The sequence below is a fragment of the Pseudoalteromonas peptidolytica genome (assembly GCF_012641745.1).
Classification (GTDB): domain Bacteria; phylum Pseudomonadota; class Gammaproteobacteria; order Enterobacterales; family Alteromonadaceae; genus Pseudoalteromonas; species Pseudoalteromonas peptidolytica.
Map to the genome: position 1 here is coordinate 93,307 of NZ_WEHZ01000003.1, position 12,114 is coordinate 105,420.

The following is a 12,114-nucleotide window of genomic DNA, read 5'->3' on the forward strand; positions in this document are numbered from 1 at the left end:
AAGCGTGATAATCACGCTTTAATTTGTCAATCTAGCAATTTCCTTCTCAAGGTCTTTCTCAGCTTTGTAAGCTTTAAACTCTTGATATAAAAACTTTTCATCTTGCGGGTCTACACTACGTTTGCTTTCTTTAATTAAATCTTTAAAAAGCGCTTTAGTCAGTTCAGGTGATAGTGTGGTAAGCGCACAAAAGTAATCTTTACCGGAAATATCAATAACATCTGCCTTTACAATTCGAGAGCCATTTAAGGTTTGCTTTGTTAATTGCTTCGAAACCGAGCTAAAAGTTGCTCCTACGGTAACGTCTTCATTTGCGTCTGTGCGGTTTGAAAAAGTTTTGTCTAATCCCTCTACTCGGGTTTCAATTTGCTGCGCCAGCGCCAGACGCGCGTTAGCAACCGCCATTTTTTGATCAATTGAAATATTTCCAGAGTATTTCACACAGTCAGCTGCGGCAATACCATCTTCAATGGTCGGATTAAGAACCCATTCTGGAATATTGACTCGTGGACTGGAAGCTGCGTCATCTTTACTTGAACTACAAGCCGATAAGATCCCTATCACGGCCACTGATAAAAGTAGTTGTTTTGCTTTCATATTGGGTTCCTTAATTGCCCTGATTACAGAGTAAAACGTATCAAAAAAATAACTGCTTAACAGTAATAAATTGTAAAAACGATTTTTAACAATTTAGCACTTTCAATTCAGTTTTTTACTATTTAATTTATTGTTATATGATTGAACTCAGACAACACTGCCATTATAAGTAGAAGTATGCAAGGAATGCGATTCCAAAACACGTTTTTTCAATTATTCTTCAAGTTACTCTTCTTAGTCAGCTTTTTAATACTTGCTGGCTGTAACCTCACGCCAAGTGCGAATAAGTTGGCAATTGAATATGCTGAACAAGGTGATTTTATCACAGCCCAAAAGCACATAGATAACGCCTATAAAGGCTCTTCACGAGACGAGTTACTTTATTATCTAGAGTCAGGTATGTTATCGCATCTACAACAAGATTATATTCAAAGTAATCAGTTTTTAGAAAATGCTAAAAGTATCATTGAAGCTGCATACACTGTCAGCATCAGTGATGAGTTATTTTCCGCATTTACTGGAGCCAGCTACAAAAAATATACCGGTAAAGTATATCACCGTCCTATGATCCACACGATCATGGCTCTAAATTATGCCGCTTTGGCAAGCAAATCCGCAGCAAACAGCACGGCGTTATATGACTCAGCATTAACAGAGATGCGACAACTAGATCTATATTTGGAGCAGTTAAAAAGGAACACTGGAGGTTATGGTGGCAACCAGACGAGCCTTGGTAATGTGGAAAAAATACTGAAAGCTATTTTTGGTCAGCCTTTTTTAAAGGAAGATCTAGAGTATAAAGATGATGCGTTTGCCCAGTATTTAAGTGGGATATTATACGAACAACAAGGGGAATTAGACAGCGCAAGGATACAATACGAACGAGCTGCAAAAGCATACAAAAACGGCTTTAGTAAACAATATCAATTAGGAGGACATGCACAAAAGCAAGCTCAAAAAGACTTAACTAGAGTCGTCGCAGAGCAACCGACTGATTATTTTACCTTAGTACAAAGCCTGGGAGTTTCCCCACAAAGAAAAGAGTTTAATCTGTATTTGAGCGTTGATGAAAGTGCACAAGCGATTGTTATCACTCCTATTTATCTAGGCACTCGTGAAGAGCGCCAAGCTCAATTTGCTTGGTTTAATTTGATGTTCTCTGACACTAGCCTCTTTGACCTCATTCAGAATTATGCCACCGGAGACTTTGGAGACGTCATTCTCGGGTCGGTGACAAAAAGACTACCTTTGGGCGAATCACTCTGGCAAAAAGCAGTAAATGAGGGAATTATTGATGCGTTAAAATATGGCAGTAGAATTTCCGTCACGTATTTACAACCCCACAAAAATAATATTGAACAAGTTACCCTTTTTGCCAACGGACAAAAAATTACAGAATTACACCCCTTTTATTCGGTAAACTTACTCACATTGTATGACGCCTTGAGTAATGCCAATATGGAAATCTATACAGCAATCTCCCGAGAGATATTAAAAGCAGTCACAGCAAACAAAGCGATTAATCAATTTGCATCACCGCAGCCAACACTGCTTGCGGGATTGGCACAATTAACAGCATCAGTAACCAATGCAGTGACGGCTTCGGCTGATATTAGACAATGGCAGTCTCTACCAGCTGAAATCAGAGTGGCTCGTGTTAAGCTACCCCAGCATACTCGCGAGTTGACATTGCAAACAACACTGCGCAGTGGCAGAGTTATCAACCAAAATATTCAAATTAATTCAAAAACTCAAACAATTAGTCATGTGCGCACATTTACCGGTATTACGGCTGCTGCCACACCAAACTATTTATCCTCATTAACTAACATGGACTGAAGATATGAAGCCAAAATTTGCTGTAAAACTCGTTGTACCAATGCTCATCGTCTCATCTGCGGCGTTGACAGGTTGCTCTTCGACAACAAAAGTCAGCCGAATTGATACAAATGAAGAAATTGCACTTTCTGATAAGTGGAATGGCAAAGACTCACAATTAGTCGCTGAAGCGATGGTTAGTGATATGCTTGGCTTTCCATGGGTGCGCGAGCACCGTGCCAAAGAGGGAAGCAGACCTGCAATCATTATTCAATCCGTTCGTAACAAGTCACATCAGCATATCGCTGTCGACACTTTCTTAAATGATTTGAAACGCGCAATTTTACGAAGTGGACAAGCAGACTTTGTTGCTAACCGTGACATACGAGGTGAGATCCGAGAAGAGCGCCGAGACCAAGAGCTAAACTCTAGCCTAGAAACTCGTAACGAAATGGGACAAGAGCAAGGTGCTGACTATGCGTTATCTGGCACTATTAACTCATTTGTTGATGAGCAAGGTGGTAGCCGCGTTACCTTCTATCAAGTCGATCTTCGACTAATTGACATGACGACAAACCGTGAGGTGTGGAATGGACAGAAGAAAATTCAAAAACTTCAAGAGAGAAGCGGGTATGGCTTCTAAACGTTTCGTTTTACCTTTGTGTATCGCCTTAAGCTTGTCTGCTTGTCAGTCAACTAAAGAAGCGATTGCAAAAGAACAAACACAACCGATATGGACAACACAGCAGCCAACTTCTGAGTATTTGACCTATGGCGTTGGCTCAGCAAGTCATATTGCAAACCGCACAGAGGCACAGCTTGCAGCTCAAGAATCTGCAAGGCTTGCGATTGCAAAGCAGCTCAATGTCGAGATTGAAGGTATAACACAAGTAACACAAAGCCAATCTAATGGGGATTTTTCTTACCAAGTTGATGAAGTACTGTACTCTCAAGTACCGAGTATCAAGTTACAAGGCGTAAAAATCGAAGAGGAGTTTTATTCCCGGCAAAATAATACTGCTTATGCCCTAGCCTCGTTCAACAAAGTTGAGTCAAGGATGCATACGGAGTTAGATATTCGTCAACTTGATGAAGACATTGTCAAGGCAAACATTTCTGGGCTCACTAACTCAGAGAAATTAAAAGACGCTATGGCAATTAAGCGCTTGATTGCCAAACGCCGAAAAGCTAATGATTATCACCGTCAACTCGGAGGTGGTTCTATTGCTACACCACAGTCCGTAAAAGACAAAGATAAAATATTGAACGATTTTCTTCAGTCTCTCACATTCAGTATTTCATCCAAATTATGGGGGCTTGAGAATATCCGTAACCAGCTTGCTGAAAGTTTGACTAAACAAGGGCTAACAGTGGTCGGTGACAGTCAAGTAGCAGATTTTCAAATTGACTTTAGTGTCGATTTTCAAGATGTTAAGAGAAATAACACTTACTATGTTTTTGCTAATTCGAGCTTGATACTATTGGAAAACAGCAAAGAAAAAGCACATGTTTCTACACAGATCAAAGCTGCTTCCAGTTTTGAGAATATGGCAAAAGCAAATGCTGAAGAAAAATCAGCGAAGATGCTCAGCAAGAAGCTCACAATGCTAATTATTGACAGTAAAATCTAGCTGATACCTATAAACAATAGGGCTCCAAACAGGAGCCCTATTATGAAATCTAAGACTGTATATTAGAACGATTTTACAACCTTAACACTGCCATCGGCCGCTCCCGATGACACAAAACCAATTAAATTAGGGTTGCTCGCAACTAATTTAATCACTTCAGCATCATCAGCGGCTTCTTTTGGAGGTGTCCCCTTACCAGTAAATACAAGCTTCGACCAATAGGCTTTTAACTGACTAGAAGATTTATTTAGTACTTTTTCATTAAATTCATCCGTTACACTTGAGCCATCAACTTGGGTAATTGGCAGTGCTTTAGAGCCATCTGAAAAAGACTTCGCTTTGCCGATAAAGATTTGTTTAATTTCATTCTCATCAAGGGCGGAGTTATTCGCTGGGTTAACAATCACGTCAACAGCCAAGGTGCTATATGAACTACAAAGTAGCGCAAGTAAAAATAGTTTTTTCATGACGCTCTCCTTAAAATACCATATCGATACCGATGGTGATGGCTTTACTATCACCAGCGACTGCAAGCCCAACGGAGTTGTCTTCAACTTCGTCATATTGAATTTTAAATGCTGCAGCAGAATGGAAATCCCAGCGGATCCCAACAGAAGTAGTCTCGTGACTTTCTGCATCATCTCCTTCTCCTTCAAAATCAGCGTAAGATACAAAAGGAGTGACACTATCGAAGCGATAACCTAGTGTTAGCATCTTAGTATCGAGATCACCGTCTAAGTCGAGTCTATTTAATTCAGACAGGATGAAAAAATTGCCCCAATCTGCGTTAACCGCTAACCCGTAGAACTTACCATCACGCTCATCACTGCCATTCCACAGTACCGGCTCTCCAGCGCGATAGCGTTTATTGGTATAGCGCATATGCGTAAGTCGAACCTCAAGCCAGTCATTACTGGTTTGGATCACTCCCCCCAAAATATCTTTCCAGATTTCTCTGGTGGGCTCTTGAAAGAAAAACTCACTAAGCAGTTTGTTGTCATCGTCATCTTCTTTACCAGCGTAAATGTTGCCACTCAATGACCAATCACCAATACTGCCATTATAAAGCATATTCACACCGTTATAGTTGAATATTTGCCATGTGTAGTTGTCGGCAGGTGCACGCATCCACACATACGCATAGCCAACATCATAGAAGTCTGAGTAGTAAAAAAGTGGTAAGCGCTTCTTACCAGCTTGGAAAGTCCAATTGTCATTTATCTCGTATGACAAATATGCCCATTCAAACTTAGCATCAAAGTCATCAGCTCCTCGAGCAACAATTTGTCCTGTCACACTCAAGCCTTCCGTGAGATCTGTACTAAATTGCAGCCCCATCAGTGTTTCAGGTTCAAACGAAACATCCTCATCATACACACTGACGATAGGGTAATCTGCGAGAAAGATTGGATCGTTTATTCCGAATTGTGGAACACCGCTACCACTGAGCACTTTGCCCGCATTGATACTTGCAAATCCAGAAAAGTTTACCTCCGCATGACCTGCAAAGCAGGTAAGGCAAAGGGTACAGCCTAAAGCTAATTTTGTCTTCATTGTGATTCATCCCAATTGCTTGTTCTACAAGTACTACAATGCAAGTATAGTTAAAATTAAAAAAATGCTAGCAAAAGCAGCAAATTGATAGTTCTTTTTGCAAAAAAAGGGATAAAACAGGAACAAAAAAGGCAGCTTTCGCTGCCCTTTCTAAAACTTAAGACTCATCGTTGTAATATCGCTCAATTTGATCTTTTAAGTTTGGTGGTACACCTTTAATCGTTAGTGTATCGCTCGCAGCATCATAGATAACGCGCTCGCCCAAATGTTTACGCTCAAAACCTACACTCACTCCACCACCAAGCCCTGAAAACTTGACCATGCTCGTTACTGTCTTTTTATCTACAGGGAAACTCTCTTCCAACTCATAGCCCTGTTCTTTATAAAAGTCTTCAAACTTGACGTCTGCCGACTTAGACAAAGTTTGTGACAAGGTGTTGACATCAGCATCCTCACCCGTCGTGACACAGTCGTTACAATAATCAAAGACTTCTTTGCGAATATCATCCTTTTCGGACTTTTCGTATTGTTGCGCTGATAAGTAATCTTCTACAGCGTGCAGCATAGTTTGGGATTGTTGCTTAGGATCGATCCCCTCTTCACAGCCAAGAAAATCAAGGAAAAAATCTGCGACCTTACGACCTGCCCTACCCTTTATAAACGAAATATAACGATTTTCTTCCGCTGCGGTATCCCAAGCATCTAAATCAACTCTTGCAGCCAACTGCATACGCGAAATATCTAAATGTTTTGCTGCTGATAAATCTAGATCAGAGGTGATTGTGTAGTGCTCTTTGATATTTATTAGTGCAATCATAATAAAATTGCTGGCAACATACTGATAATGACAAAACACTAAATATCCTGTTTCGTGAAAAGCATATTTATTAAGCTCTTCTTTGAGAACATTGGTGGCTTCTTGAGTTAAGTGCCAAAAATTAAGCTCGTTATTTCTGTAGCTTTGCATAGCAGACGCAACGACACTATTTTTTTCACCACTAAAAGCACAAAAACCTTTGCCCGGTTTGCCGTTGTAAGCATGATGTAATTGTTCAATGAAAACATTTACTTTATCATTGAGTTGCATTTCATCTTCACGGAGATGTATCTCGGTATCTTCGTCCTGTTTGTCTACATAGTGAACAACTAGTTTTTTTACCTCAACGCTCATCTTTGTTTTTCACGCCTCTAATGTTAAAATGTAAAAATTATTGCTTTTATAAATTGAACCAACTGATGCCTATCCAATCAAAGTATTCCAATAAACAAGTAGAAGAAATTGTTGACCAATTAATTAATGTATTAAGCTCGCAAAACGCACCAGTTGATCTTAGCTTGATGTGTTTAGGTAATTCTATCACGCACATTATAAAAGAGCATGTTCCAGAGAATAAGAGACAATCTGTTGCTGAAAATTTTGCTAAAGCGCTTACTCAATCAGTAAAGTAACGGAATGAACCTTACACCGCACAGCCCTTTTTCATCGAAAGCAAGTCAATTATTAAGCTGGGGACATTGGTTTACCTTTGCAAATATTGGCTTGGTTTTGCTGATAAGCTCAGTTTATTTATTCGCTGACAAAGCACCAAGTACGTTTGTCGGCTGGTTTTATATGCTGATCACGTGGATAAGCCACACCAGCTTTATCACCTTTTGTGCGTTTGTATTAACCATTTTCCCGCTGAGCCTAGTTTTTCCTTATCCACGACACATAAGGGGGATGGCCGCATTTATTGCCACGTTAGGCATTGTCGTGTTAACCATTGACGCATTTGTATACTTACAGCTGGGGTATCATATCAACCCCTCGTCATTACCAGACATATTTGTGCTCTTATGGGAAACACTCGTTGGCTCTTCAACATTCAGCCTCATTATTGCATTTTTAATTTTGGCCTTGATACTTACCTTTGAGTTACTGGCAGGTAATTATGCCTGGCGACATTTGGCTGAGTTAAAATCATATACCTTCCCACGTTACGCAACCGGTACAATTGTAACTTGCTTTGCACTGAGCCATAGCCTTCACATTTGGGCTGATGCCAACGCATTTTTTGATATAACGAAGCAAGATAACGTGCTGCCGCTATCTTACCCGACAACAGCAAAAAGCTTACTTGCAAGGCATGACCTGTTGGATATAGAAAGGTATGAAGAAGCTCACGCTTTAAATGTTGGCAGCGCGCATTCCAAATATAGCGCACCAATCATCGCTGCGGAGTGTCAACCCAACACTCAACAAACAATGACTATCTATGCGTATAATGACGCTCAGTCATATCAGCAAATAGCATCAAATGCGCTGCAAAGCGATAATCATAGCATCTTTGAATTAGACTCAGTGCTTAGAGCCGGAAACTCTAGCGACGCCTTATTTAGTCTTATTTATGGACTTCCAAGCTACTACAAAGAGTCCATTTTAGTACAACAACAAGTTCCTATTTGGTCGTTAAATAACAACTTATTGAGTGTAAAATCTAGTGATGAGTTTACGTTCATCCCAACAAAAGCTGAAGCTAAGCTCGCCATAGTTGAAGCTAACAGCAAGACACCTATTGATTTAAGTAAACCGTTTATCGCACTCGACTTAAGCACGCATCGCTCAACCATCCTAACTAGTTCGGCGTTTACGAACATTAACTTGTACGCGAAAGCAAGTGGGCTTATGCAGCCTCATGACATTACCTACACCGCTATAAGCTCAGTATTTGGCTGTGCTCCTTTGGCACAACAAGGAATGCTTGGCTCTAATGTTAAAACGCGCAGTCATGCAGAGGGCGTTAACTTTACTCAAGGTGTGCTCGTAGCCTTCAAAAAAGATAAAATTACATTAGTGGATCAAGATGGTAACTTTAAACAAATGTCAGCAAAAGAAGGCTTTGTATTAAATGGCAACTTAGATATCCCTTTTTTAATTCAAAGTATCAAGACATTAAAAAAATTCACGACACCAGAAGCGCAATAATCTTGAAGTAATGCTGTCGTCATCTATGGTTAAATTATCTTTTAAACCGCAGGGATGCCGTATGAAATCGCTTATCAAGGTTATATTACTATTACTGCCCTTATTCGGACGCGCAGAAACCGTAAAATACTTCAAATGTACAACTAGCAAAGGCGCTGTTTTCAGCCAATTTCCCTGCTCAGTTAACGCTACACAACACACCATCACAACAACTGATCCTAAAGCCACTGTGCCCTCTGAGCAACATTATAAAGCGCTTAATAATATTGAACGCGCACAAATCATAAAAAGAACAAAACATGCTCTTCGAGCAAAAAACCACGAAAGAGCAATTTTAAATGGAAAACGAGACACAGCTGTTAGAGAGGAGCAAGAAAAACTAACAAAATTGATGAGTGAAGATAGACGTAAAGAGCGTGTCCGGCAAGTCACCAAAAAAATCAAAGCCATTAATAAGTCACATGCCAAGGCATTAAAAAACCTAGAAAAAGAAATTTCAAAATTAGAAAAGAGATTAAAAAGTTACGAAGACTAGCTAATTTTGTAAGCTCGTTAAATTAACTTTGGCTATAACTGGTATTACCAGATGACTTTTTATACATTCCCTTGTAAAGTGAAGCTATCTCACAATGCGTATTTATGAGGGATGTATATGCAAGCACAGCAATTGGCTGAGCAGATTTTGTCCGGCTTTCAAAATCACTATCAAGCTTTCGTAAAAATCACTAAATTGGCACCTTTTGCGTTTGCCAAGCAAAACTGGGGTGAAATAGAGAGAATTAGTAAAGCAAGGATCAGTCAATACGACAGTAAAGTCGATGAAACCGCACACAAACTCATGCAGCTATATCGCTCAACGCAGCTCAACGAAACACTGTGGTATCGAGTAAAACAAGCCTATCTCGAACGCTTAACTTTTCATCCTCAGCCTGAACTTGCTGAAACCTTCTATAACTCTGTTTTTTGTAGGTTATTCCATCGTCGCTATTACAACAGTGATTTTATTTTCATCGAAACCCAACTCGCAAATGCAACCTCCCTTCCCGTTGAAGCCGAGTATCGTAGTTATTTTCCTGTTGTGAATGGATTGAAACCAACGATAAAGAAAATGATTGAGCAAATAGACTTTCACTGTGAATTTGAAGATTTAGACCGTGACATTCGATTACTCGTAAAAGCATTTTTGAAACAAGCCCCTAATACCCATCATCAAGCGCACCTGATGCGCTTTGACATTCTAAATGCGCCTTTTTATCGTAATAAAGGAGCTTATATCGTAGGGAGAGTAGTCTCTAAATCTGGGGTACAGCCGTTTATTATCTCCATTTTACATGCTAAAAATGGCAAACTGTTGATAGATGCTTTACTAACAAACAGTTCACAGATGCGAGTTATTTTTGGCTTCGCACGCGCTTATTTTCTAGTAGAAACACATGCCCCCTCTGCACTGGTTAAATTCTTAAATCAGCTAATGCCAAATAAAACAAAGGCTGAACTTTACAACGCTATTGGCTTTCACAAACAAGGTAAAACCGAATTTTACCGAGAGTTTTTACAACACCTAGACAATTCTGAAGAATTATTTGAAGTAGCCGCAGGTACACCTGGTATGGTGATGATGGTTTTCACACTCCCCAGCTTCCCTTACGTATTTAAGGTGATCAGAGATAAGTTTCCTGAAAGTAAGCCTTTTACCAAAGATACTGTACTGCAGCGTTACCAGTTGGTAAAACGCCATGATAGAGTGGGTCGTATGGCTGATACCATCGAGTATTCTGACGTTGTTATACCAGTTGCACGATTTTCACCACAGCTCTACCAATTGCTGTTAACATCAATCTCTAATAGCATCAGGGTCGAAGGTGAGAACTTGGTAATCACGCACCTATATATCGAGCGTCGCATTACACCACTCAACCTGTTTGTGCAGCAAGCTGATGATTCAACCTGTGAGCAAGTCATTAAAGATTACGGTAATGCACTCAAAGAAATGCTGGCCGTTAATATCTTTCCTGGCGATATGCTGTTAAAAAACTTCGGCGTCAGTAAACATCACAGGGTAATTTTTTATGATTATGATGAAGTACAGTACTTAACCGAGATGAATTTTCGAGCATTACCCAAACAGGGCATTGAAACCATGTACGACTCTGGGGATATTTCTAGCGCCCCTCAGGATGTCTTTCCAGAACAACTGTGTACATTTGTTCTGACAAATCCTAAACTAAGAGAAATGTTTCTGAACCATCACCCTGATTTGGCTGAGGTCGTATTTTGGCAACAAGCGCAACGTGATATACGTGAAAAAGCCGTAAAGCATATTTACCCTTACCCACAAAAAAATCGCTTCCTACAAATGGCCAAAAAAGAAAAATAACATAAAGGAATCCCTGAGTGAACATTAGTAAAATTGATCTTAACTTGCTGGTTTATCTCGATACACTACTTCGAGAATGTAATGTGACGCGTGCAGCAAACCAACTTAGCATTACACAGCCAGCTATGAGTAATGGTTTAAAACGCCTCAGAAACCTTTTTAATGACCCAATTTTAGTCCGCACCAGTGAAGGAATGGTTCCAACTGAGCGCGCTTTAGAGCTACAGCCTGTTATCCGTGGTATCTTAATGACGTTGGAAGAAACGCTAGCACCTAACAGAGAGTTTGAAGCGGCTAGCAGCAATCGCGTATTTCGCATTATGGCGAGCGACTATGCTGCAAGCACGCTTGCCCCTAAACTACTCAATAAGCTTCATGAAGAGGCGCCAGACACTACACTAGACATCCTCACACCCAGTGACGTTACCTTCCATGACGTTGAAAATGGGAAAGTTGATATGGCAATTAATCGCTTTGAAAACCTCCCACAGTCGTTTCATCATAAACGAATTTGGAAAGATAGCTTTTGCTGCCTTGTAAAATCTGATAATCCAATTATTGCTAACTTTACTTTGGATGCGTATCTTAAGTCACGTCATATTTGGGTAAGTAAAACTGGGTTTGGCGTTGGTGTTGGGATGGATCCTGCTGACGTACAAAAGCTTGGGTGGGTTGATGAAGCTCTTGCCCATTTTGGCAAGCACCGAAACATTGCAACCTTTACTCGTAATTATCACGTCGCGATACATCTTGCTAAAGAACAAAACTTAGTTGCTACTTTGCCTTCAAAAGCTGCCAACATATATCGTGATGATCCAACTTTATCGGTCTTGGAGCCGCCCTTTCCTATCCCACCATTTGAGCTAGATATGATTTGGAGTCCACTACTACATCGTGATGCCAGCCATATATGGTTGCGACAAAAAATCGCTGAAGTAGCACAATCATTGATATGATACCAATTAGCCTTTTTGATACTCGCTCAATTTGAGAGAGTATCAATGTAACGCTAACTGCGTTAAAAGTTTCTTCTTTAGAACAACTAAATAGCAAAATTTTTGCCTTGTCTGTATGGCGGTAGGCACCTCGGCATTAGTACGACGCTTTGGCGATGTTATCGACAAGGTTTTTCGGCTCAAAATAGATCTTTTAATTAAAATAATTGGTATGAC

General features: G+C 40.1%; 12 protein-coding genes. 8 read left to right on the forward strand and 4 right to left on the reverse strand.

Annotation, left to right across the window (positions count from 1 at the left end):
- Window positions 1-18 precede the first annotated feature (18 nt).
- Window positions 19-597: an LPP20 family lipoprotein gene (locus F9Y84_RS02930; protein ID WP_125252966.1), complete on the reverse strand. Its 579-nt coding sequence runs from the start codon at window positions 595-597 to the stop codon at window positions 19-21.
- A gap of 177 nt (window positions 598-774) precedes the next feature.
- On the opposite strand from F9Y84_RS02930, the gene F9Y84_RS02935 reads away from it, so the two are divergent.
- Genes F9Y84_RS02935 through F9Y84_RS02945 form a run of 3 tightly spaced genes read left to right on the forward strand, consistent with a single transcriptional unit; the run spans window position 775 to window position 4,046 of the window.
- The gene (locus tag F9Y84_RS02935) at window positions 775-2,436 is read left to right on the forward strand and encodes a COG3014 family protein (protein ID WP_147389574.1); all 1,662 of its coding nucleotides are present in this window, start codon (window positions 775-777) and stop codon (window positions 2,434-2,436) included.
- Between the two features lie 4 nt (window positions 2,437-2,440).
- Entirely contained in the window at window positions 2,441-3,058 is a 618-nt protein-coding gene (locus tag F9Y84_RS02940) for a penicillin-binding protein activator LpoB (RefSeq protein ID WP_125252964.1), read from the forward strand.
- Window positions 3,006-4,046, forward strand: coding sequence for an LPP20 family lipoprotein (locus tag F9Y84_RS02945; protein ID WP_244297248.1), 1,041 nt, complete (start codon window positions 3,006-3,008; stop codon window positions 4,044-4,046). The genes F9Y84_RS02940 and F9Y84_RS02945 overlap by 53 nt, the downstream gene beginning before the upstream one ends.
- Before the next feature lie 62 nt (window positions 4,047-4,108).
- Here F9Y84_RS02945 and F9Y84_RS02950 read toward each other — a convergent pair whose 3' ends face one another.
- From F9Y84_RS02950 to yejK, 3 genes are all read right to left on the reverse strand, one after another.
- Window positions 4,109-4,513, reverse strand: a complete 405-nt coding sequence (locus F9Y84_RS02950; protein WP_147389575.1) for a type 2 periplasmic-binding domain-containing protein — start codon at window positions 4,511-4,513, stop codon at window positions 4,109-4,111.
- Between the two features lie 10 nt (window positions 4,514-4,523).
- On the reverse strand, window positions 4,524-5,600 hold the full coding sequence (locus F9Y84_RS02955) for a porin (RefSeq protein ID WP_147389576.1): 1,077 nt from the start codon (window positions 5,598-5,600) through the stop codon (window positions 4,524-4,526).
- A 157-nt stretch (window positions 5,601-5,757) separates the two neighbouring features.
- Entirely contained in the window at window positions 5,758-6,771 is a 1,014-nt protein-coding gene (gene yejK, locus F9Y84_RS02960) for a nucleoid-associated protein YejK (protein ID WP_147389577.1), read from the reverse strand.
- A gap of 65 nt (window positions 6,772-6,836) precedes the next feature.
- On the opposite strand from yejK, the gene F9Y84_RS02965 reads away from it, so the two are divergent.
- From F9Y84_RS02965 to F9Y84_RS02985, 5 genes are all read left to right on the forward strand, one after another.
- Window positions 6,837-7,049, forward strand: coding sequence for a YejL family protein (locus F9Y84_RS02965; RefSeq protein WP_125252959.1), 213 nt, complete (start codon window positions 6,837-6,839; stop codon window positions 7,047-7,049).
- Window positions 7,050-7,053: 4 nt separating this feature from the next.
- The gene (locus F9Y84_RS02970; protein WP_147389578.1) at window positions 7,054-8,565 is read left to right on the forward strand and encodes a DUF3413 domain-containing protein; all 1,512 of its coding nucleotides are present in this window, start codon (window positions 7,054-7,056) and stop codon (window positions 8,563-8,565) included.
- 61 nt (window positions 8,566-8,626) lie between these two features.
- The gene (locus tag F9Y84_RS02975; RefSeq protein ID WP_147389579.1) at window positions 8,627-9,100 is read left to right on the forward strand and encodes a DUF4124 domain-containing protein; all 474 of its coding nucleotides are present in this window, start codon (window positions 8,627-8,629) and stop codon (window positions 9,098-9,100) included.
- 117 nt (window positions 9,101-9,217) lie between these two features.
- Window positions 9,218-10,942 (forward strand): bifunctional isocitrate dehydrogenase kinase/phosphatase, encoded by a 1,725-nt coding sequence (gene aceK, locus F9Y84_RS02980; RefSeq protein WP_147389580.1) that lies wholly within the window; start codon window positions 9,218-9,220, stop codon window positions 10,940-10,942.
- A gap of 17 nt (window positions 10,943-10,959) precedes the next feature.
- Window positions 10,960-11,898 carry a LysR family transcriptional regulator gene (locus tag F9Y84_RS02985; protein ID WP_125252956.1) on the forward strand — a complete coding sequence of 313 codons (939 nt, stop codon included), beginning with the start codon at window positions 10,960-10,962 and terminating at the stop codon, window positions 11,896-11,898.
- Window positions 11,899-12,114: the final 216 nt, after the last annotated feature.

Bases quoted from the DNA above. Each gene is read 5' to 3' on its own strand.
- F9Y84_RS02930 (WP_125252966.1), bottom strand. From the start codon at position 597: ATGAAAGCAAAACAACTACTTTTATCAGTGGCCGTGATAGGGATCTTA.
- F9Y84_RS02935 (WP_147389574.1), top strand. From the start codon at position 775: ATGCAAGGAATGCGATTCCAAAACACGTTTTTTCAATTATTCTTCAAG.
- F9Y84_RS02940 (WP_125252964.1), top strand. From the start codon at position 2,441: ATGAAGCCAAAATTTGCTGTAAAACTCGTTGTACCAATGCTCATCGTC.
- F9Y84_RS02945 (WP_244297248.1), top strand. From the start codon at position 3,006: ATGGACAGAAGAAAATTCAAAAACTTCAAGAGAGAAGCGGGTATGGCT.
- F9Y84_RS02950 (WP_147389575.1), bottom strand. From the start codon at position 4,513: ATGAAAAAACTATTTTTACTTGCGCTACTTTGTAGTTCATATAGCACC.
- F9Y84_RS02955 (WP_147389576.1), bottom strand. From the start codon at position 5,600: ATGAAGACAAAATTAGCTTTAGGCTGTACCCTTTGCCTTACCTGCTTT.
- yejK (WP_147389577.1), bottom strand. From the start codon at position 6,771: ATGAGCGTTGAGGTAAAAAAACTAGTTGTTCACTATGTAGACAAACAG.
- F9Y84_RS02965 (WP_125252959.1), top strand. From the start codon at position 6,837: ATGCCTATCCAATCAAAGTATTCCAATAAACAAGTAGAAGAAATTGTT.
- F9Y84_RS02970 (WP_147389578.1), top strand. From the start codon at position 7,054: ATGAACCTTACACCGCACAGCCCTTTTTCATCGAAAGCAAGTCAATTA.
- F9Y84_RS02975 (WP_147389579.1), top strand. From the start codon at position 8,627: ATGAAATCGCTTATCAAGGTTATATTACTATTACTGCCCTTATTCGGA.
- aceK (WP_147389580.1), top strand. From the start codon at position 9,218: ATGCAAGCACAGCAATTGGCTGAGCAGATTTTGTCCGGCTTTCAAAAT.